The 21,025-nt window shown below is 41.2% G+C and carries 15 protein-coding genes and 6 pseudogenes; 8 read left to right on the top strand and 13 right to left on the bottom strand.

Going from position 1 to position 21,025, the window contains the following annotated elements; all coding sequences use genetic code 11:
• The first annotated feature begins 40 nt into the window (after positions 1-40).
• Positions 41-466, top strand: a complete 426-nt coding sequence (locus tag ANSO36C_RS15005) for a hypothetical protein (RefSeq protein ID WP_251960173.1) — start codon at positions 41-43, stop codon at positions 464-466.
• Between the two features lie 776 nt (positions 467-1,242).
• Here ANSO36C_RS15005 and ANSO36C_RS15000 read toward each other — a convergent pair.
• Together ANSO36C_RS15000 and ANSO36C_RS14995 are read right to left on the bottom strand one after the other, a co-directional pair.
• Entirely contained in the window at positions 1,243-1,893 is a 651-nt protein-coding gene (locus ANSO36C_RS15000) for a hypothetical protein (RefSeq protein ID WP_251960172.1), read from the bottom strand.
• A gap of 100 nt (positions 1,894-1,993) precedes the next feature.
• Positions 1,994-2,197: a hypothetical protein gene (locus ANSO36C_RS14995; RefSeq protein WP_251960171.1), complete on the bottom strand. Its 204-nt coding sequence runs from the start codon at positions 2,195-2,197 to the stop codon at positions 1,994-1,996.
• A 349-nt stretch (positions 2,198-2,546) separates the two neighbouring features.
• Between ANSO36C_RS14995 and lysS the strand changes: the two genes are divergently transcribed.
• On the top strand, positions 2,547-4,085 hold the full coding sequence (gene lysS / locus ANSO36C_RS14990) for a lysine--tRNA ligase (protein ID WP_251960170.1): 1,539 nt from the start codon (positions 2,547-2,549) through the stop codon (positions 4,083-4,085).
• Positions 4,086-4,154: 69 nt separating this feature from the next.
• Here lysS and purF read toward each other — a convergent pair whose 3' ends face one another.
• The 6 genes and pseudogenes from purF to ANSO36C_RS14960 form a co-directional block, all read right to left on the bottom strand.
• The gene (gene purF / locus ANSO36C_RS14985; RefSeq protein WP_251960169.1) at positions 4,155-5,651 is read right to left on the bottom strand and encodes an amidophosphoribosyltransferase; all 1,497 of its coding nucleotides are present in this window, start codon (positions 5,649-5,651) and stop codon (positions 4,155-4,157) included.
• A gap of 191 nt (positions 5,652-5,842) precedes the next feature.
• Entirely contained in the window at positions 5,843-8,215 is a 2,373-nt protein-coding gene (purL, locus tag ANSO36C_RS14980) for a phosphoribosylformylglycinamidine synthase subunit PurL (protein WP_251960168.1), read from the bottom strand.
• Between the two features lie 161 nt (positions 8,216-8,376).
• Positions 8,377-8,451 carry a Fic family protein gene (locus ANSO36C_RS14975; RefSeq protein WP_251960336.1) on the bottom strand — a complete coding sequence of 25 codons (75 nt, stop codon included), beginning with the start codon at positions 8,449-8,451 and terminating at the stop codon, positions 8,377-8,379.
• Positions 8,452-8,453: 2 nt separating this feature from the next.
• Positions 8,454-8,633: a Fic family protein gene (locus ANSO36C_RS14970; protein WP_251960167.1), complete on the bottom strand. Its 180-nt coding sequence runs from the start codon at positions 8,631-8,633 to the stop codon at positions 8,454-8,456.
• A 109-nt stretch (positions 8,634-8,742) separates the two neighbouring features.
• Complete coding sequence (locus tag ANSO36C_RS14965) at positions 8,743-9,921, bottom strand: RNA-guided endonuclease InsQ/TnpB family protein (RefSeq protein WP_251960166.1); 1,179 nt, start codon at positions 9,919-9,921, stop codon at positions 8,743-8,745.
• A 1,024-nt stretch (positions 9,922-10,945) separates the two neighbouring features.
• Positions 10,946-11,433 (bottom strand): annotated as a pseudogene (locus tag ANSO36C_RS14960) (allophycocyanin).
• 211 nt (positions 11,434-11,644) lie between these two features.
• Between ANSO36C_RS14960 and ANSO36C_RS14955 the strand changes: the two are divergent.
• From ANSO36C_RS14955 to ANSO36C_RS14945, 3 genes are all read left to right on the top strand, one after another.
• Entirely contained in the window at positions 11,645-12,061 is a 417-nt protein-coding gene (locus ANSO36C_RS14955; protein WP_251960165.1) for a TRAM domain-containing protein, read from the top strand.
• Positions 12,062-12,234: 173 nt separating this feature from the next.
• The gene (gene rlmD, locus ANSO36C_RS14950) at positions 12,235-13,074 is read left to right on the top strand and encodes a 23S rRNA (uracil(1939)-C(5))-methyltransferase RlmD (protein WP_251960164.1); all 840 of its coding nucleotides are present in this window, start codon (positions 12,235-12,237) and stop codon (positions 13,072-13,074) included.
• 394 nt (positions 13,075-13,468) lie between these two features.
• Entirely contained in the window at positions 13,469-13,918 is a 450-nt protein-coding gene (locus ANSO36C_RS14945) for an ATP-binding protein (RefSeq protein ID WP_251960163.1), read from the top strand.
• Positions 13,919-13,990: 72 nt separating this feature from the next.
• Here ANSO36C_RS14945 and ANSO36C_RS14940 read toward each other — a convergent pair whose 3' ends face one another.
• On the bottom strand, positions 13,991-14,266 hold the full coding sequence (locus ANSO36C_RS14940; RefSeq protein ID WP_041565907.1) for a DUF6439 family protein: 276 nt from the start codon (positions 14,264-14,266) through the stop codon (positions 13,991-13,993).
• 44 nt (positions 14,267-14,310) lie between these two features.
• On the opposite strand from ANSO36C_RS14940, the pseudogene ANSO36C_RS14935 reads away from it, so the two are divergent.
• Positions 14,311-14,675, top strand: a pseudogene (locus ANSO36C_RS14935) (hypothetical protein).
• 2 nt (positions 14,676-14,677) lie between these two features.
• A pseudogene (gene asnS, locus ANSO36C_RS14930) lies at positions 14,678-16,094 on the top strand (asparagine--tRNA ligase).
• 88 nt (positions 16,095-16,182) lie between these two features.
• On the opposite strand, the pseudogene ANSO36C_RS14925 reads toward asnS, so the two are convergent.
• From ANSO36C_RS14925 to ANSO36C_RS14910, 4 genes and pseudogenes are all read right to left on the bottom strand, one after another.
• Positions 16,183-16,963: pseudogene (locus tag ANSO36C_RS14925) on the bottom strand (Rpn family recombination-promoting nuclease/putative transposase).
• A gap of 418 nt (positions 16,964-17,381) precedes the next feature.
• Positions 17,382-17,801, bottom strand: a pseudogene (locus ANSO36C_RS14920) (IS1634 family transposase); the annotation flags it as partial.
• Positions 17,795-18,049, bottom strand: a pseudogene (locus ANSO36C_RS14915) (DUF4277 domain-containing protein); the annotation flags it as partial. The pseudogenes ANSO36C_RS14915 and ANSO36C_RS14920, both read right to left, overlap by 7 nt.
• Before the next feature lie 217 nt (positions 18,050-18,266).
• Positions 18,267-18,497, bottom strand: a complete 231-nt coding sequence (locus ANSO36C_RS14910) for a 4-Cys prefix domain-containing protein (RefSeq protein WP_323374589.1) — start codon at positions 18,495-18,497, stop codon at positions 18,267-18,269.
• Between the two features lie 637 nt (positions 18,498-19,134).
• Between ANSO36C_RS14910 and ANSO36C_RS35285 the strand changes: the two genes are divergently transcribed.
• Positions 19,135-20,967, top strand: a complete 1,833-nt coding sequence (locus ANSO36C_RS35285) for a S8 family peptidase (RefSeq protein WP_251960161.1) — start codon at positions 19,135-19,137, stop codon at positions 20,965-20,967.
• Positions 20,968-21,025: the final 58 nt, after the last annotated feature.

The following is a 21,025-nucleotide window of genomic DNA, read 5'->3' as shown; positions in this document are numbered from 1 at the left end:
TCAGCAAATTTCCGCCGCAGTACACTAGATATTTTTCAATATGGCAATTTACTTGACCAAACGGCTATCTGTATTCGCTAATATTCTTGCTCTCGTCCTATTCATGCCGGGAATTACCTTAGCTGCACCCGTTCAAATGAATACTACTTCTGGTGTTATTTTTGCCCAAATTACTAAAACTGCAAACTACTCCACTTCGTCGGAGATTAATCTGACTCCTCTACAACGGCAAGAACTTCAGGCTGTGCGTCAGAGAAGAAATAGAGAAATTGAGGCAATTTTAAATACATCGCAACGTGCCCAACTTAATCACAATGTCCGCGCTGGTAATAATATCAATCAAGCCCTAGAAAAAGTGCATTTGCAACCAGAACAGCAAGATTTTGTCAAGGCGATCGTGCAACTTACTAACTTGAAAATGAAAGCTATTTCATCTAGGCATTCACTAGACAACAATAAATGGTAAGAATTCAGAAGTCAGAATTCAGGAGTCAGAATCAAGACGCGACGCTCGAATACTCGCTAACGCTCCGCTATCGCGGACTCGCTAACGCTTCTCTACGAGACGCTAAAAGCGAACGCTATCAGTCGGGGATTCAAACCCGCGACTGATTGAAGACCATCAAATTTTCAATTTGGTGGGTGGGGGTCTTAAACCCGATTATTGAGGCACTCGTTCGCGCAACGTGCCGTAGGCAAGACTCGCTAACGCTACGCTATCCGCCAGTCATACACAATTCATTCTGACTCCTGACTCCTGAATTCTGTTCCATAACTCAATGTTACTTAGAGTTTGTAAGCGATCGCAGCCTACCGGATCGGAGATATACTACATACACTACGACACGCTACATAACCTAGACAATGCTTTGGCACTGTGTTGATACTGTTTTGATGCTGTGTAGGCTCTAGAGCATTAAAAATACCTTAAACGTACAAGTGGGCTTTGTAGAGCATTTAGGGCGGTGTAGCGGGTTGGAAGGTTAGAGGGTTAGAGGGTTGGGGAGGTTGGGAAGGGTTCTAGGGTTGGCAGTCTCTAAACAGATGATTAATTTTAGGTTCTTCTCCAATCCCTAACATTATGGCTTTTACTCTATGTCCCTTTTTTTTTATTTTCTGGATCATACTGGTTTATGGCAGCTTTCAAGTCTGGATTGTCGATCACTAATCTTCTATCATTAACCAATGCGTTAATCTCAAGAAAAGATTTCAACAACGCCTGGAAGGAACAGGTGCAGCTTATTATTTAGAAATTATTCTCCGGCGTTGACGCAACAATAAACTAGCACTAATTATTCCTATACCAACCAATGTTGTAGTATTTCCCGCTTCTGAAACTTTTTGAGGAACCGCAAAGGAACCACTTAAGACAACTGTACCTGTAGTTCTAGGTTCCGTTGTTGCATTCAGATTGAAAATTATGTTCTCCGAAAGCGTTAAAATTCCTGTTGCACCTTGAAAATTACCTTCTCCACCTACAATAGTTGTAGTGCCGGAAATCGATGCCGTAAAATCTTCAACGTTACGTATAGCAGTACCAGTAGTGCTTGCAAATAATTTATCGTCAACGCTACCAAAAAATGTCTCAGTAAGAATTGGTAATCCTTCTATACCAAACTCTGTGGCATCTTTAACTATTGATTCCACTCCTGTATTGTCATTCCTTTCGATATAATTCATTCTTAGAAAATTAGTCAAACCATAAGGCGCATCAGTACTTTTACCCTTTACAGTTGATTTAAATACATTATCCTGAATCGGTTCAAAAACACTTTCTGTATTGTAAGTAGCCTCAAAAGGAAAAGTAACTTCAGCATCCGCTTTTGCCACATTTAACCCCAAACTCAGTAATGCTATTTGTATGAACGATAAAGTGAGGGAGCCAAGTTTCATACGTTTTTCTCCTTTAGTAATAAATACATTCGTAGTAATTTTAGATAACGCTACTAAAATTAATCATTGCACCATTTGGTTATTCAGCCACAAAACACGTTTAATTTCTCTCTGCCTTAAAGCCTTCACCACTTAGAAATTCTTCATTTATCAGCAACAGAATTTGATTATCTGCGTCTTTCCCTTTGTTGGCATAGCTAGCAGGGTTACTGGGGTCTTTCTTGTTCTCCATGCCGAACTTAGCATTATGGCTATGGCTAATTATTTCATCCTTACGGGCTTCAATCTCTTGCTCGGTTGTCATAAGTTTCTATCTGAATTGATTTTTCAATTTAAATATCTCAAAATCTTGACAAATACGCAAGGACAGTTAATAAAAAGATTTTATTGGATGCGGGATGAAGATCGATACACTTTCGCGTATCAATCTGGACAATAGCGATATCTGGCTCAGGTTCCGAATATTGGCTTAATTAAATGGGATCTTAAACATCCGGTGATATTCGTTTACAGTCCACAAGCGCACTCTAGTTTGTGTCATTGTATATTTCCTGTGGCGGGCTACGCCTATGCACATCACTTTTAGGCGATTATTGCTTACTCTCAACTTTGGCAGCATCTATAATTAATCTTGCCCTATTTAGTTCGTTACCATGTCGGAAGAAGATATCCGAGCCGCGAGGCTGGAGAAAGTAGAACAGCTAAAGCAGCTAGGGACTAACCCTTATGCCTATCGTTGGGAATCCACCCATCAAGCGGCGCAGTTGCAAGAACAATTTGCCGATTTATCCAGTGGTGAAGAAGTTGATTTAGAAGTTGCCATAGCCGGGCGTATTATGGCGCGTCGCGTTTTCGGTAAATTGGCTTTCTTCACCTTGCAAGATGAAAGCGGTACAATTCAGCTTTATTTGGATAAAAATCGCATCCAAGAAGGTATGGCAGATATTGATGCTGATGCCTTCAATCACTTGAAACAGCTTACAGATGCAGGCGACATTCTGGGAGCCAAAGGTACTATTAAACGGACTGAAAAGGGCGAGTTATCTGTTTACGTTAAACAATATACTATCCTCACGAAATCCCTGTTGCCCCTACCCGACAAGTGGCATGGATTAACGGATGTTGCCAAGCGCTATCGTCAGCGCTACGTTGACTTGATTGTCAACCCGGAAGTGCGGCAAACTTTCCGCCGTCGCGCCCAAATTACTGCCGGTATTCGCCGTTATTTAGAACAGCGAGACTTTCTGGAAATTGAAACGCCAGTTTTGCAAAGTGAAACTGGGGGTGCAGATGCGCGTCCATTTATCACCTACCACAACACTTTAGAAATGGAGTTGTATCTGCGAATTGCCACAGAACTCCATCTCAAGCGGTTGATTGTGGGTGGTTTTGAAAAGGTGTTTGAATTGGGGCGGGTTTTCCGCAATGAGGGAATTTCGACTCGACATAATCCCGAATTTACGACGATTGAAGTTTACCAAGCCTACGCCGATTACAACGATATGATGGCGTTGACTGAAGGGATTATTACCACTGTCGCCCAAGAGGTACTCGGCACATTGGAAATTACCTACCAAGGGGAACCTATAAATTTAACACCACCTTGGCGGCGGGTAACAATGCATGATTTAGTTAAAGAATTTACGGGCTTGGATTTTAATTCGTTCCAAAGTTTAGAAGAAGCAAAAACAGCAAGTAAAAATGCTGGTATTCCTGGTATAGATGAAGCCCAATCAATTGGTAAGTTATTAAATTTAGCCTTTGAAGAGAAAGTAGAAGCTAATTTAATTCAACCTACCTTTGTAATTGATTACCCTGTAGAAATTTCGCCCCTAGCAAAACCTCACCGTTCTCAACCTGGTTTGGTGGAAAGATTTGAGTTATTTATAGTCGGGCGAGAAACTGGGAACAGCTTCTCAGAACTTACCGATCCTATCGATCAAAGAGAACGCTTAGAAGCACAAGCGGCGCGGAAAGCTGCTGGCGACTTGGAAGCCCAAGGTGTAGATGAAGATTTTCTCACAGCTTTGGAATACGGGATGCCGCCTACAGGTGGTTTAGGGATTGGGATTGATCGGTTAGTGATGTTATTAACTGATTGTGCCAGTATTCGGGATGCGATCGCCTTCCCCTTACTCAAGCCAGAAAAATCAGAATCATCCCCAGATGAAGCCAGCAGTAATAATTCGTAATTGAACTGGGGATTGGGTACGGGGGAAGATTTTAACCCTTCCTCCTCATCTCCCTAATCCCCCCAGCCCTTATACGACTACTTTTTCTAAAATCAACTTAGAACGCTTCACTTGCTCAGGAATCGTCACGGGATAATCTCCAGTAAAGCAGGCTGAACAGAAACTATTGGTGTCTTCTCGTGTCGCTTCTAGCATTCCTTCCCAACTCAGATAGGCAAGGCTGTCTACTTCCAGTTGCTTGGCAATTTCTGCTACTGACTTGGTAGCAGCAATTAGCTGATCCTGAGAATCGGTATCGATGCCATAGAAGCAGGGATGAGTTACAGGCGGAGAAGAAATTCGCATGTGTACCTCTACTGCACCTGCATCACGTAAGGTTTTGACTAGTTTACGGCTGGTAGTACCCCGTACAATCGAGTCGTCTACAATAATTACTCGTTTACCTACCAGCACATCTTTGAGGGGGTTGAGTTTCATCCGCAGACCCGATTCTCGCATAGTTTGGGTTGGTTGAATGAAGGTTCGCCCAACATAGCGATTTTTAATCAGTCCTTCGCCGTAAGCGACACCAGACGCTTGGGAAAATCCAATAGCAGCAGGTATACCAGAATCAGGCACACCAAAGACAATATCGGCATCTACAAATGATTCTTTAGCTAACTGGTGTCCTAATCGCATTCGATAGCTGTACAAACTCTCGTTGTGCATGACGCTATCAGGGCGGGCAAAGTAAATCATTTCAAAGATACACAATTTCCGCTCAGACTTTTGACTCCAATGATAAGAAGCCAAACCTTCTTCAGTAATCCAAACTAATTCACCTGGTTCTACGTCTCGCAGGTATTCGGCTCCAATGATGTCTAAACCACAAGTCTCGGAAGCCAAAACGTAACGGACTGGATTACCAGCCAAAGTGCCGATTACTAAGGGGCGAATGCCATTAGGGTCACGGACACCCATAACGCCGACGGGAGTGCCAATAACTAAACTAAAGGCTCCTTGGCAACGGTGAAATGCCTTAATTCCGCCTTCTAGCCAATCAGCGCCCGTATCTATGGCTTCTGCGATCGCAAAAGCGATCATTTCTGAGTCTGTTGTTGTGACTAAGTTACATTTATTCTCAAGCAACTCTTGACGTAGTTGCACAGTATTGACTAAATTACCATTATGTGCAAGAGCTAATGAACCTAAGCGAGTTTCTAGTACTGCGGGTTGAGCATTAACTTTGCGACTAGAACCTGTGGTGGAATAACGAGTGTGACCAACAGCAAGGCTACCGGGCAATTGATCCAAGACGGATTCATTGAAAACTTGAGACACTAAGCCCATATCTTTGTGGAGATGTACTTGTGTACCCTCAAAGGTGGCAATACCAGCTGATTCTTGACCCCGATGCTGGAGGGCATACAATCCAAAGTAGGTCAGTTTAGCAACGTTTTCTCCTGGGGCGTAGATGCCAAAAACACCACAAGCTTCTTCTGGCTTGTCAGGCCGATTTTCATGACTATTTATTGGGTTGTTGGTATCGGGGTATTCATCCGAGGTGACAGAATGAATAAAAATCATGCTAGCTTTGCTCCTGGTGGGGGGGTCAAGTCACTGGGATTATGTCTATAGATAGTTGTAGGTTTCTTAATAAATCTTTAACCATCTATTAAGACAGTACCGTAATTTTGCTCAGAGACGCTAATAAAAGAGTGAGGAGTTAGGAGTTATGCTTTTTATCTCTAACTCCTTGGTTTCAACTTCTAACTTCTTTAAGTGGGGGTATTGGTATGCATGGCGAGACGTCTGGCGATCGCATGGGAATAGCGATCGCTCATATCTTTGATACTAACTTTGATTAAGGTTTGGTTATCAGTGGTGAAAACCCCCAGACCTGTCTCAAAATTTCCAACCGTACCCAGTTTTTGCCACTCTTGGCCTAGATGTTCCTGTAAATATGATTCCCAAATTTCTTGTTGTGCTGATGCTACAGAGACTAAAATCCTGGCTCCACCTTCGGCAAACAACACCTCGTCTAAGCGTTTTAACTGTGTTGATGCTATTTCTAAATTGATTTCGGCACCAAGATTACCAGCAAGACAACATTCGGCTAGTGCGATCGCCACTCCTCCCTCAGCAGAATCGTGGGCTGAACGTACCCAACCATTACAAATGCCTTCACGACAAACTTTCTGGACGCGGCGTTCTAAGTCAAAATTTACCCGTGGTGGTTTTCCAGCAACAGTCCCGTGGATGGTGGCTAAATATTCAGATGCTCCCAAACTGATTTGGGATGCCAGAGGCAATCCGAGAAGATAAATCACATCGCTGGATGCTTGCCAACCTTGACCACAAATTTTGCTTATATCGGGAATCAAGCCCACCATGCCCACTACTGGGGTGGGATAAATAGGTTGTGGGATGCCCTGAGAATCAAGGGTTTCATTGTATAAAGAAACGTTTCCGCCCGTGACTGGTGTCGCCAATTCTCGACAACCTTCTGCCAAACCACGACAAGCTTCTGCCAATTGCCAGTAACCAATGGGTTTTTCTGGAGAGCCAAAATTCAGGTTATCTGTTACCGCCAGAGGTTCAGCGCCCACACAGCTAAGATTGCGTGCAGCTTCTGCCACCACTGCCTTAGCTCCTTCGTAAGGGTCAAGATAAACATAACGAGGATTGCAATCTACCGTCGCCGCCACTCCTGATTTGAGATTTGGAATTTGGGATTTGAGATTGGGAATTTCTTCAAGGGGACGCAAACGGATCACAGCCGCATCTGCACCACCTGGTAGTATTACTGTATTATTTTGTACCTGATGGTCATACTGACGATATACCCAATTTTTAGAAGCGATCGTGGGTGTATCGAGCAAAGTTAAGAGAATATCATTCCAACTTTGCAGTTCTCCTTGAAGTTCTATTCCAGCAGCTGTGGAAGGAGGCAAGGAATCAGCAGTCCATTCCCAAGCTTTGCGCGCATATTCTGGTGCTTCTGTCAATAGCTCCCGATTATATAATGGCGTATTCTCCGCCAAAGCCTCAGCAGGAATTTCTGCTGCTACTTCACCCTGAAAGAGAATCCGCACAAGAGGTTCAGCGATGACTGTACCAGCAACAACGGCTTGAAGCCCCCAACGGTGGAAAATGTCGATTAATTCCTGCTCACGCCCCTTGTGTGCAACGAATAGCATTCGTTCTTGAGATTCCGAAAGCAGATATTCATAGGGAACCATCCCCGTTTCTCTGACGGGAATTTTATCTAAATCTAGTTCAATTCCCACACCACCTTTTGCCGCCATCTCTGAGGTAGAACAGGTGATCCCGGCTGCTCCCATATCTTGGGCGGCGACAACTGCACCTGTCTTAAACGCCTCCAGACAAGCTTCAATTAACGACTTTTCCAAAAAGGGATCGCCCACTTGCACAGCAGGGCGATCATCTATTGACTGATCGCTCAATTCTGCACTGGCAAAACTCGCGCCTCCCATGCCATCGCGCCCAGTGGTGGAACCAACATACAGCACGGGGTTGCCTAAGCCAGATGCCCCAGATTTAACGATTTCTGGTGTTTCCATCAACCCTAGTGCCATAACGTTCACCAGAGGATTACCAGAATAAGCAGAGTCAAAGTAAACTTCGCCGCCAACGGTGGGTACTCCCACGCAATTACCATAATGTGAAATTCCCGCCACTACGCCTTGGAAGAGCCTTTGAGTTTTGGCATCTTCTAAGGAACCGAAGCGCAGGGAATTTAATAAAGCAATGGGACGCGCACCCATTGTAAAAATATCTCTGAGAATACCGCCGACTCCCGTTGCTGCACCTTGAAATGGTTCTACAGCTGATGGGTGATTGTGGGATTCAATCTTAAAAGCTAGTTGGAATCCATCACCCAAATCTACAACACCAGCATTTTCACCAGGCCCCACGAGGATACGGGGACCATCGGTGGGAAATTGTTTGAGTAGAGGTCGAGAATTTTTGTAACAGCAATGCTCTGACCACATCACGCCAAACATTCCCAGTTCAGCTTTGTTGGGATGGCGGCCTAGCCGACGGACAATTTCTGCGTATTCTTCTGGTTTAAGACCTTCAGCAGCAATTTCTTGGGGGGAAAAGGCTGGTTTTGAGGTTGCAGTCATGGAAATAATGCACTCTGGGGGACAGAGCATTATTCTATCGATTTACTTGCCTTGTAGATGCAGTTCCAGAAATGCAGATAATTCTTCTTTTGGATATTTCTTTCTGGACTACTTGAATCACCAAGTTGTAAGCTTGCTCTTGAGATAGGTTGAAAGTCTAGTCATTTAAGTTCAAAAAAAGTAAGCATAACAGCGAAAGCGGTGCGCTTGTTGCCATCGATAAACGGATGGTTCATCGCTAAATGGTACAGGTACGCTGCTGCTTGCTCGTGAATTGTAGGATGGAGAAGTTCGCCGCCAAAAGTAGCTTAGGTTGTGCCAGTGCTGAATCTAGCAAACTTTCGTCTCTAACACCTGATGTTCCACCAAATCTTTGAATTTGGCGTTGGTGAATATCTAAGACTTGAGAAATAGTCAAAAATTTAGGAGTCTGCAAGGCGGCGGAAAACCTCTTCCCATTTTTTTTCAACTGCTAATTGACACTCTCAGGTCTAAAGACACTGAGATTCTTTAATCAAAGACATGACTTACTCAGGCAGGATTTCTCCAACCTGAACAGAGGACTTATCTCCTAAAGCGTTGCTTGCGTCTAGCGCAAAGGTTCCGGTATGCCCTACCGTACCCAATCCTCGACTAAGGATTATTCTGGCTGCGTTTTCATCCCTATCCATCACGCATCCACAACTACAAGCGTGTGTTCTCGTTGATAGGCTTTTCTTGACAATTTCACCACAGCTAGAGCATTCCTGGCTTGTGTATTGCGGATTTACCGCAACTGTTACGCGTTTGAACACTTTACCAAAGTATTCAATCCAGACACGGAACTGATACCAAGATGCGTCATTAATAGACTTGGCTAAACAATGATTTTTCACCATATTTTTAATCCTCAAATCTTCATAGGCTATCAAGTCGTTGGACTGAACTACGCACCTTGCTAATTTCACAGCATGGTCTTTACGTTGCCTACTTATTTTGAGGTGGCGATTACCTAAAATCTGTCTTGCCTTGCTAAGATTGTTTGAACCTTTTACTCTTCTGGAGACTCGACGCTGGGAACGCTTGAGAACTTTTTCACCAATACGCAGAAACTTTGGGTTTTTAACCATTGTTCTATCAGAGTCGGTGTAGTATTCTTTCAACCCAACATCCAAACCAACTGTGTTGCCAGTTGGTTCTATGTTTTCAGAACGGTCTACATCAATGCAAAATTGAACATAAACACCGTCAGCACGTTTCACCAATCTCACCCGTTTAATCTGGTTAATTTGGTAGAAGTGCAAATCACGAGTGCCTTTGAGTTTTAAACGACCAATACCTTTCTTGTCGGTGAAGGTTATCGATTTACGATTATCGGCAAGCTTCCATCCTGATGTCTTGTACTCAACAGAGCGACAATCTTTCTGGAACTGGGGAAAACCTTTTTTACCTGGAATACCCTTATTGCAATTATCATAAAACCGAGAGATAGATGACCATGCTCTTTCAGCACTAGCTTGACGAGCCATTGAATTGAGTTCATTGGCAAAAGAAAAATTAGCTGCAAGCACCGCGCAGTATTTCTGCAAATCATTTTTGCCAGTACTTTTAACGTCCATCCATAGCCGAATACAGCTATTGCGAATGAACTTCGCAGTCCGAATTGCATCATTTACTGCCGATAATTGCGCCGACTTACCGTAGGCTTTGAACTCAAAAACTAGCATCGCTTTACCTCCTATCTTATACTATCATGGCTGGCGTAAAAGTCATAGTTAAGAAAGATTGAATGCGGTTAAAACCGCACGAGTCGCTTGTATCTCAGCACTGAAGTGACTGAGCTTTACGCTTACCGGATAGCTTGTAAAATTAAGATTAACTAAATGCAACAATATTGAAGTAGTAAAACGAATTTTCCTATAATCTTTATTCAGGTTTGTCACAGTCCTAATCTATTGGAATGGAGTACTATTATTGCTATAGTCGGCGCAATTTAAGTTGGTTTGGGTATAGCTGCTACTGGGATTGTTTCTATTGCAAGTACAGTAATAACAATGCTTATAGCAGGAGCTAGCATGGAGGCGATATCAACAGCAGTAGGAGGATTGCCTAATACAATTTATGCGACCACCGCATCATTTGGATTAGTAACTATGTTGGTAAATGGCGTTAAAAATATTTTAGGATGCTAAGTTAATTTATGTTGCAAAGCGCGATGCCTACGCTGAAAAGCTACGCACTTCTACTTTTGTATAAATTAAACACGATATTTCAAGATAATTTAACTAAGTAACTTCACTGAAACTCTTAACACCAAAATTTGTGGATATATACTGATACTCAGAGATTATTCGAGTATATGCAGTTTAGATGTAACAATCAAGTGACGAGAATCACACATATCTATGATTAGGATCGTCTCCCTCATCTCGCTAACTAGGCATAATTAATGACAACTGAACTCTAGCCGAGTCATTAATAGGGAACACACTTAATTGCCGACAGCCTTAATCAAGGACTGTCGGTTTTTTATGTCCGTATGTCCTTCATCCTTTGAGACATGCCCCAGAGTTATACTTAAATAAATTTCCCCACAACTGGTTAGTAACTTGACAGAGATTTTGCCACAGCAACTACCAAATGTGGGGAAGGTATGATCAAATTGGGTATCTTATGCCTATGGAGCGCTAAAATATTACACTCACTCTAGTAGACCGGAAGTATACTCCTAAAACCAGCACACACTTTGTATTAAGACATCGCTTGAATGATGTAATCAAAGTAAGGTGCCGCTTCAGCAGCGTCTTCCGTACTCAATAAGCTAAGGGAAGCTGTTTTGAGGGAATTGATCGCTTCTACCATTCCAGGCACGGGAAACACCCAACGAATTGTACATTTCCCGCACACCAATCAAACCGATTTTTTCAATTGGCTCTTTGTCACCAGCAAGAACACCATAGGTAATTAGGCGTAAGTACCAGCCAAAATCACGAATACATAGAGAGCGTTGGCGTTCTCCGTAAGCATTACCTCCAGGGGAGATAAAGTCAGGACGGCTTCTGCCAAAGTTGTTTGGTTGCTTCCTGAACTATCTTTTTTTCGTTTTCGGCTAAGGTAGACGCAATCCGCGTCCGTTGTACGCCGGTTTGCAAAAAGTCTTTGATATTTTTAAGTTCGCCACTGCTGGGATAACGCAGTTCGTCGTCAGCTTTGAGAATAACTTGGCTAATTACAGTCATGATGATTGAAATCACCTGAAATATTATCTGTTAGTTTAGCGAGTTGGAGGTACACAAGTGAAGGGATCGGAGCTAGTTATGTATTGAATTTATCTGTTTGGGGGAGTGAGGAGCAGGGGAAGCAGGGGGAGCAGGGGAAGCAGGGGAAGCAGGGGAAGCAGAGGAAGCAAGAAAAAATAACTAATTCCCAATTCCCAATGCCCAATAACAAATGACAAATGATAAACGACAAATGACTAAAATAATTTGGCAACAGGGTGAATTAATTGAAGTTACGATCGCTAATCTGAGTGATACAGGCGATGGTGTGGGACGCGCTGATGAGCGTGTAGTGTTTGTCCCAGATACTGTCCCAGGCGATCGCGCCCTTGTCCGCTTGGTTCATGTTAAACCAAAATACGCCCACGGGAAGCTCCAGGAGCTATTAGAGCCATCTCCCCACCGTATCCGACCTAATTGTATTGTGGCGGATAAGTGCGGTGGTTGCCAGTGGCAGCATATTAATTATGATTACCAGCTAGTAGCCAAGCAAAATCAAGTTATCCAAGCTTTGGAAACGTATTGGCGGTTTTATCCAACCACCAGTAGATCAGGTACTTGCTGCCCCTTCTGCTTTAGGCTACCGTAATAAATCTACATATCCTCTGGGTATATCGGCAACAGGACAGGTACAAGCTGGTTACTACCAAAAAGGTAGTCACCAATTAATTAATTTAAATCAATGTCCAGTCCAAGATTCACGATTAAATCCCTTACTTGCCGAAGTTAAGCAAGATATTCAACAACGGGGTTGGCGAATCTATGACGAACAGCGTCATCAAAGGACAAATTCGCCATCTCGGTTTACGCATTGGGCGGCACACCGGAGAAATGTTGCTGACTTTGGTAGTGAAAGACTGGAATTTATCAGGAATTGAAACCCAAGCGCAGGAATGGTTAAAGCGCTATCCCCAGTTAGTAGGAGTGTCGCTCAACCGCAATGGCGATCGCACAAATGCTATCTTTGGATCAGAAACCCGTTGCATCGCTGGAGTCCCACACCTGCGTGAAAATTTTGCTGGATTGGAATTTCAAGTGCGCCCAGATACATTTTTTCAAGTGTATACAGAAACAGCAGAGGCACTATTGCAGGTAATTCAATCAGAACTCAATCTTCAAGGGCATGAGTTGCTAGTTGATGCCTACTGTGGTATTGGAACTTTAACTTTACCCCTTGCCAAAAAAGTACGGATTGCCACAGGATTAGAAGTGCAAGCAGCAGCAGTAGAACAAGCTATTTTGAATGCCCACCGCAACGGAATTGACAATGTGACATTCCAAGTTGGGGCAGTAGAGAAATTGCTTCCAAAAATGGGCACAATACCAGAAGTAGTAATACTCGATCCGCCACGTAAGGGGTGCGATCGCGCAGTCATCGACACTTTACGGCAATTGAAACCATCTCGGATTGTTTACGTCAGCTGTAAAGTAGCTACCCTCGCCCGTGACCTGAAATTGCTTTGTGAAGATGGGCAATATACCATTACACGGGTACAACCTGCTGATTTTTTCCCTCAAACTGCTCATGTTGAAGCTGCTGCCTTTCTTGTGCTATCAAATTTGGACAAGGATAGTAATTCCTTTACAAAAACTGAAATTTGAAATTTTTAGTCTAGTGCATACTAAAGATGCTAAAATTGAATTAAGCCAAAAATAAAAATTCCTTTTGTTTAAATAAATTCAAGTTGCATAGGTTCTTAAAAATATGAAGTAGATTGTGTGAATTATAAATCGGCAACTAACTAGAGTATGCGAATACTCTCTAAAATAATCACCAGCATATTTTTCATTTGCTGACATCATTATCAAACTTATTCCAGCCGATAGAGGTTTAAACAATCCCAACTCATAGTTATAAAGCCAATGCTCCCTAGCATTTTCAAAATTTAGTTTTAAAGACGCAAGTTTGAAGGCAGCATGACCACCTCAAGTTTTATCAGGGTGACTGTAATAGCAAACCGATGTCTAGCTAACTGAAAGCTATGGGGTTTCTCTTGTGATTACTATTTCACTCCGTCCAGTTGGACGTTATTGGGGCACTATTAGTTTTGCCTCAACCCTCTACCTTTGTCCGATATTAGATTTATGGTTGGCAGAAATTCCAGCAAAATTACAAGCAGAATTGCGGCTAGGACTTCAAGAAGCCCTAGTGAATGCAGCTAAACATGGCAATAATCTTGATCCAAGTAAAACAGTTGTAGTCCGTTTTTCCTTAATAGATAATCAATATTGGTGGATAATCTCAGACCAGGGTAACGGCTTTACTCCTTCATCTACTAATGAAGAAGAACCAACAGACTATCTCCCACCAGATGAGTCAGAAAATGGTCGTGGTTTATGTCTTCTGCACCAAATCTTTGATCAGGTAGAGTGGAACCGCAAAGGCACAGAATTGAGGCTTTGTAAACAAATGGAAGCTCGTCGGGGATTATCTCTGCGGCGATAATAGGGGAATGGTGAGTGGGGAGTGGGGAAAGTTATTATTTTTTTGATTTTTTTATTCCCTACTCCCTACTCCCTACTTTCCGTGAGTAGGACAGGGAGGTGCTGAAATAGAGCGATCTAACCAACCAATTGCTTGTTCTAGTCTCGCTTGAGCTTCTTGTGGCTGATTCTTTAAAAGATACACAATAGCTGCTGCCACTTGTTCATTAGCGCGGGAATTGCGGTTAGACTTGAGGCGATGCCAATCGTTAGGGGAAATGCTCAGTCTTTCCATGAGGGCTTGAGCTAGTTCCAGAGTACTAAGTTCATTCAGTTGACTGGTTTTCGGCAGCTGGGTAGATTGGGACATAACTATTGGCACATTTGCATTTACTTCTACTTTACTACTTGTAAATGAAGCCGCCAAAACAATCACAGCCGTCAGCAGAGAATCCCGAACCAGATTTTGAACAAGAACTAGAGGAAGTAGAGCGATCGCTCTTATCCTTAAAAGAACGTTACGATCAAGTGCAACGCGATCGCCAACAACAGGCACAATGGCAACAGCGTCGGGATCAACTAAAGCACAATAAATCTCAGACACCAGAAATCAAAGCAGAGTTACGGCAAATTCAACAGCAGTTGGAAAGGCTAGAAGTGAACTTAGAAAGCCAGTTATTTTTTCTTGGCGTAGCCTCAAAAAACCTTTCTGGCAAGTCGTCCGCTTTGGTGGAATGGGCGTTATCATAGGCTGGATATTAAAGTCTTATGCTGGGTAAATATGGTAAATCGACGGATTGCAGAAATATTGCGAAGTGGCCAACCTGATGAGTCCCTCCAAGTGCAAGGCTGGGTGAGGACAAAACGTGAGTCAAAAGGATTTGCTTTTATTGAAGTCAATGACGGCTCATCGCTAGCTAATTTGCAAGTCGTCATCAATCAGGATTTGCCAGATTACGAAGCTATATTGAAAAAACTGAATACGGGTGCTGCTGTTGAGGCTACAGGGGTACTGGTGGCTTCTCTGGGTAAAGGACAGCGAATTGAGTTGAAAGCCGAGTCCGTCAAAGTTTACGGTGAAGCTGATCCCGATACATATCCCCTGCAAAAGAAACGCCATTCCTTTGAGTTTTTGCGAACCATTGGACATTTGCGATCGCGGACTAATTCTTTTGGTGCAGTTTTCCGCGTCAGAAATGCTTGTTCGACAGCAATTCACCAATTCTTCCAAGAAAGAGGCTTTTTGTGGGTACACACACCCATCATCACCGCTAGCGATTGCGAAGGCGCTGGTGAACTGTTTAGCGTTACCAGTTTAGATTTAAAGAATATTCCCCGCACAGAAAACCAAGCAGTAGATTACAGCCAAGACTTTTTTGCTAAACCTACATATTTAACAGTTAGCGGCCAGTTGGAAGCGGAAGTTATGGCGATGGCGTTTAGTAACGTCTACACCTTTGGCCCTACCTTCCGTGCAGAAAATTCCAATACCTCCCGCCACCTAGCAGAATTTTGGATGGTTGAGCCAGAAATGGCTTTTTGTGACTTAGAAGGCGATATGGATTTAGCTGAGGCGTTTCTCAAACACATTTTTAAATATGTGTTGGAAACTTGCCCAGAAGATATGGAATTTTTCAATGAACGCATTGATAAGTCTGTGTTGGCAACAGCCGAAAATATTATTAATAATCAGTTTGAACGGTTAACTTATACAGAAGCCATCAAACTTTTAGAAAAAGCTGATGTTAAATTTGAATATCCAGTGAGTTGGGGTTTAGATTTACAATCAGAACATGAACGGTATCTAGCTGAACAATTATTTAAAAAGCCTGCGATCGTTACAGATTATCCAGCGCAAATCAAAGCATTTTATATGCGCTTGAACGACGATGAAAAAACCGTCCGCGCAATGGATATTCTTGCACCGAAAATTGGCGAAATTGTCGGCGGTTCCCAGCGCGAAGAACGCTTAGAAGTTCTAGAACGCCGTGTATTAGCGCAAGGGTTAAAACCAGAAGACTTGTGGTGGTATCTTGATTTGCGTCGTTATGGTACTGTCCCCCACGCTGGTTTTGGATTAGGTTTTGAACGGCTTGTGCAATTATGACAGTATGGGAAATATTCGTGATGTGATTCCGTTCCCGCGTACACCACAAAGTGCAGAGATTTTAGTTGGAGAATTTCAATCAGGCCATTAGAAATTGCGTCTGCACGGACTTATAAAAACTTTGAAACCCGCATTAACGGGTTTTGCTTGTATAGCCATGTGTTTTATAAAGCGACTCATTAAAATTTAAGATTTTTGAATCTCTCTTGTAAAACTTGAATTTGTTCAATAGATAATTCAGTAACTTGAGCAATTTGCTCTAAACTCATTCCAATTTGCAACAAATTTAAAGCCAACTTTCTTGTTGTTTCTGCTTTACCTTTGGCTTCGCCTTCTTCTAGGATTTGTTGATAAATGACTGATTCGCGCATAATCTCACTCCTTAATATTTTGCTAATTACATTTTTATCTAACACCAGTCCTGCTAAAATTCCACTAGCAGCAGCTATATTTCTTTGTAGCTGGGCGATCGCTAATTGCTTCAACTGCTTTGGCTACTTGGGTTAATACCATTGTAGGATCGTTTGTCTGACTTAGCACGGCAAAGGGTAATAAGCCTGGGACACTCATAAATCTTTCTGTTGGTTGTTCCCACAGGCGTATTACCTCAAATTGATGATAAGTGTTGTTTAATTTAAAACTGTTTTCATTGACTAATTCTGAACTTGTTTTTCTCAAATAGATTACTACTTGACGCATTTCTTTGTTAGGAAAGCGGCGATAAACCCTAACCCTATAATCTAACATCCGAAACGGGATGGCTTCATCAGCGTCGGTTTGAAATTCGGTATGTAGAACTAAATTATCAGATTGCAATAAAATTAATGAATCGGCGCGAATTGGTTCGCTTGATAATTCAGTAGGGCTAAGTTCTGTTAATTTAATCGGTGAACCTAGTAACCAAGTTGCTAAATCATCTTTGAAGTTTTCGGCAATGAATTTACAGATATTGTCATACATGGCAGCTTTAAAGGAAAGGTATCAGGTATTGTTGGTAAAAATTAAGTTTGTTGCTGTTGGGTTTTCTTGCGTAACCCAACATATTAGTACATTACTGTTTTTAACACCACCTAATTACCAACCCACATTCCGCACCCTAACTGTCACAAAGGGGTTTTTACTGAATATTTTCTCGACAATGAGAGTAAAAAAATACTTCCCTGGCTCGTATACTCATATTATTTACTTATCCTAAATAATATTTTATTCTCAATAAGAAGCAATAAGTATTGACGTTTAATTAATAGATAAAAATTTATGAATGTTAAACTAATATCTATGTCTAGTTTATGATATACAAATTAAAAGTGATTACAATTTGTGACTATGAATTTTAATTAATAGTCTCTATGACAAATAGATTGTAGATACAGCCTGATTAACATTTATAATAATAACGACAATTCTCTGGCAAAAAACTCAGAATATATTCTGTTTCCAAATTCAAATTAGATATTGATATTTCATTATCAAATTTTACTAAATGTATAGATTGAAAGCGTTGAAATATCCATCGCATAGTCGGATTATTTATAGATTTACCAAGCTGATTTTTAATAGTAGATTCAGATGCCGATAAAGCTTTTCTTATTTGTCTTTGAGCTAAAGTATAAACTAATAGGCATAATCCCATTATCATAGCCATAGCTTCAATTCTTTCTGGAGATTTCAGAAAAATACTATCTGCAAAAAATAAGGGGTCTTTGAGAAATCCAAATCCCCGCTCACAGCTTTGCTGTGCCTTGTATTCGGAAAGCATATCATCATTACTAAGAGATTTTTCATCTAAAATTTTACTCCTTCTCCAATTAGATGTTCACAAGGTTTATCTTTAAAAAACTCTGGGAACATATATAATGGACTGCTTACAAAACCCAGTCCATTTAATATCATTGCTTTAACTACATGTCCCGGACTAATTTTTTCTTGTGCATCTTCACCGACTAATTCATTAATAATATCTACTAAGCCTATGGCATCTATAATCCCTGCAATTATACCCAAATGATCTATGTTCTGAATTTCAATCTCTTGGTGGTTAAACATGGTTATGAAATGAAAGTTACAACAACTGTCATCTTCTCATTTGATGAACATAAAAATTTATTTGTAATGTCAAACCGCGTGAGTTTACACTGTAACTTTCACATACACACCTGGAGGCTTTGGCTTAAAGTTAATCACACATTAATAGAATAAATTCTTATTAAGGTTTAAAATACAACTTCACCTTATAGTTCATAAGTACTGTTCACCGACCCAATTAGTTAAGTACTAATGAACTTGTGACAGTTAGGGTGCGGAATGTGGGTACTTTAGTTTTCCCACACTCGTCAACTTGAAAAGTGTTACCAAAGCCACCTTGTCCTAGTTGTTTGATTACCCGATAGCGACCTTGCAACAGTATTTCTGACCCACAGTTACGGCAAATAAGGTTGTTTGCATTCACTGGGTCAACAGGTTTTGGACAATAGGGATTTATACAATAGGTCATTACACAGAAGTAAATATCCTAAAGAATCGATTTTTATTGATATCTAAACAGAGTGCTAAACCTATAAGGTTCTATTAATAGAGTTCCCTAAAACTCTGAAAAAGTAACATATAGCTGTTCCTATTCAGATGCGGTACAAAATTATATCGCAAGGTGTAGGGAACATACCGTGCCCCTACGGGTATAACTCACGTAAGCGATAAACAAAGAACAATCACTCTCTATTTTGTTGCTGTGCCTGTCTAGATAATTTGCTAGCAGTCCTATTAATAGTTTTTTGCATTGACAAAGAAGTTGCTTTCCAATTCTCTATGCTTTAAATCATTTTCAAAAATTATATGTAAAAAAATATATGGGTAGGGGCGTACATCTATATGCTCCTATCCATATATTTGTATCAGCTATTTAGTTAAATAGTGTTAGATCACAAAGGCTGCCTTAACTTAACTAGTTAAGCATTTCTTCAAACAATTAGCGTGCTTGTGTGATTTAGTAGTGGGATTAGCATTTTTTTATTAGATTACATAGTAATTATTGACAAGGGAGTTTATTATTTCAACCTTAGAATCTTCTTTTGTAAAGGTGTTAACGCTTCAACCTGTTAAAAAACGATTGTTATCTTTGAGAAAAAATACTTATGCTAAATGATGATGTTAGTAACAATGTGTTGTCAAATAAACGGCTCAATGTCACTTCAATTTACTCATTAGATAGCTTTAATACGAAGAATGACTATAGTCTCAACCTCAGGGGAGGTAGTAGCTATAAATCAGCAGATGCTGATGTGCAGTTATTAAATAACGGTGACTCAGAAAATAGCAGTAACGTTAATACTTTTACTACTGAAAGTTATAACTCCATTAATGGCTATGGCTTGATTAATGGGGCAGCAGCAGTGGCCAAAGTTACTGGTCAGAATACCTTTGCTGATGTTCCTGATTTGGGTGGCAATAATTGGGGAGCAGACCTCGTTAAAGCACCGGAAGTTTGGGCACAGGGATACACAGGTAAAGGCGTTGTTGTTGCTGTCATAGATACTGGGGTTGATTATAACCATGAGGATTTAAGAAATAATATCTGGACGAATGCCAATGAAATTGCAGGTAACGGTATAGATGATGATGGCAATGGCTATATTGATGATAATTACGGCTGGAACTTCTCTGAGAAAAACAACAACACCCTAGATAACAACGGTCATGGCACTCATGTTTCTGGCACGATCGCAGGGGAAAATAATAACTACGGTGTCACTGGTATTGCATACAATGCCAAGATTATGCCCGTCAAAGTTTTGAATGAGTCTGGCTCTGGTTCCTATAGTTCCATCTCTAAAGGTATTCGCTACGCTGTGGATAATGGAGCTAATGTGATTAACCTCAGTCTAGGTGGCGGATCTGCCAATCGTACTCTAGAGTCAGCCATTAACTATGCCAGCAGCAAAGGAGTGATTGTTGTCATGGCAGCAGGTAATGATGGTGACTCATCACCAGACTATCCCGCCCGCTATGCATACAAGTCGGGAATTGCAGTTGGGGCAGTAGATAGAGATAATAATATGCCCGATTTCTCTAATCGCTCTGGAACGGATGAAATCTCTTATGTAACAGCCCCAGGAGTTAAAGTCTATTCATCAGTTCCAAATAATCAATATGCCACTTATAGCGGCACTTCTATGGCTACTCCCCACGTTGCTGGTGTAGTTGCTTTGATGCTTAGTGCTAACCCCAACCTAACTGATGCCCAAGTACGTCAGATTGTTACAGAAACAGCAGGAAATAGTACACAAACTACAACAACAAGCTCTAGTTTTAATGTTTCTAATGTCAATTCTCTAGCGAGTCGGGTAATTGCAGAAACAGCAAAAAATAACACACAAACTACAAGTTATAGTTTTAATACCAGTTCTCTGACAAGTCAGGCAATATCTGACGATAATCTGCTAAACGTCTATACACAGACCGAAAATTATCTCTCGTCACAGACGATTTCTAGTTTTAATACTTCCAATTTTGGTTCGCTAATTGGTCAAGCGATCGCACAAACAATCACACAAACAGCAACATATTTGACACCAGAGACTATGGCGAATTTGAATAATTCTGGTTTTAGTTCTCTAATTGGTCAAACAATCGCACAAAACGTAAAATATTTGACACCACAGACTATGGCGAATTTGAATAATTCTGGTTTTAATTCTCTAATTGGTCAAACAATTGCACAAACTGTAACATATTTGACACCAGAAACTATAGCGAATTTGAATAATTCTGGTTTTAGTTTTCTAATCGGTCAAATTATCGCAGAAACCGCAAAGTATCTCACGCCAGCCGAAGGTAATAATATATTAGCTAATCCAGAATTATGGTCGCAATTCCCAAACTATGAGGATATTCTGGGCAGCATCAATTTGAGTAGCAATAATAATGAGAATAATCTGAGTTTTGGTAAACTACTACAGGAAATCTAAAAACCAATAGATCGGTATGGAAAATTATAGTAATTTGCAGTTTAGTTCCATACTGGTC

This window comes from Nostoc cf. commune SO-36 (assembly GCF_023734775.1).
Taxonomy (GTDB): domain Bacteria; phylum Cyanobacteriota; class Cyanobacteriia; order Cyanobacteriales; family Nostocaceae; genus Nostoc; species Nostoc commune_A.
Note: the sequence above shows the minus strand (reverse complement) of the source record. Positions and strands in the feature narration are given on the sequence as shown.

What these genes read in the sequence shown, in the direction of transcription:
- ANSO36C_RS15005 (WP_251960173.1), top strand. Translation starts at nt 41, where the DNA reads ATGGCAATTTACTTGACCAAACGGCTATCTGTATTCGCTAATATTCTT.
- ANSO36C_RS15000 (WP_251960172.1), bottom strand. Translation starts at nt 1,893, where the DNA reads ATGAAACTTGGCTCCCTCACTTTATCGTTCATACAAATAGCATTACTG.
- ANSO36C_RS14995 (WP_251960171.1), bottom strand. Translation starts at nt 2,197, where the DNA reads ATGACAACCGAGCAAGAGATTGAAGCCCGTAAGGATGAAATAATTAGC.
- lysS (WP_251960170.1), top strand. Translation starts at nt 2,547, where the DNA reads ATGTCGGAAGAAGATATCCGAGCCGCGAGGCTGGAGAAAGTAGAACAG.
- purF (WP_251960169.1), bottom strand. Translation starts at nt 5,651, where the DNA reads ATGATTTTTATTCATTCTGTCACCTCGGATGAATACCCCGATACCAAC.
- purL (WP_251960168.1), bottom strand. Translation starts at nt 8,215, where the DNA reads ATGACTGCAACCTCAAAACCAGCCTTTTCCCCCCAAGAAATTGCTGCT.
- ANSO36C_RS14965 (WP_251960166.1), bottom strand. Translation starts at nt 9,921, where the DNA reads ATGCTAGTTTTTGAGTTCAAAGCCTACGGTAAGTCGGCGCAATTATCG.
- ANSO36C_RS14955 (WP_251960165.1), top strand. Translation starts at nt 11,645, where the DNA reads ATGACAAATGATAAACGACAAATGACTAAAATAATTTGGCAACAGGGT.
- rlmD (WP_251960164.1), top strand. Translation starts at nt 12,235, where the DNA reads ATGACGAACAGCGTCATCAAAGGACAAATTCGCCATCTCGGTTTACGC.
- ANSO36C_RS14940 (WP_041565907.1), bottom strand. Translation starts at nt 14,266, where the DNA reads ATGTCCCAATCTACCCAGCTGCCGAAAACCAGTCAACTGAATGAACTT.
- ANSO36C_RS14910 (WP_323374589.1), bottom strand. Translation starts at nt 18,497, where the DNA reads ATGACCTATTGTATAAATCCCTATTGTCCAAAACCTGTTGACCCAGTG.
- ANSO36C_RS35285 (WP_251960161.1), top strand. Translation starts at nt 19,135, where the DNA reads ATGCTAAATGATGATGTTAGTAACAATGTGTTGTCAAATAAACGGCTC.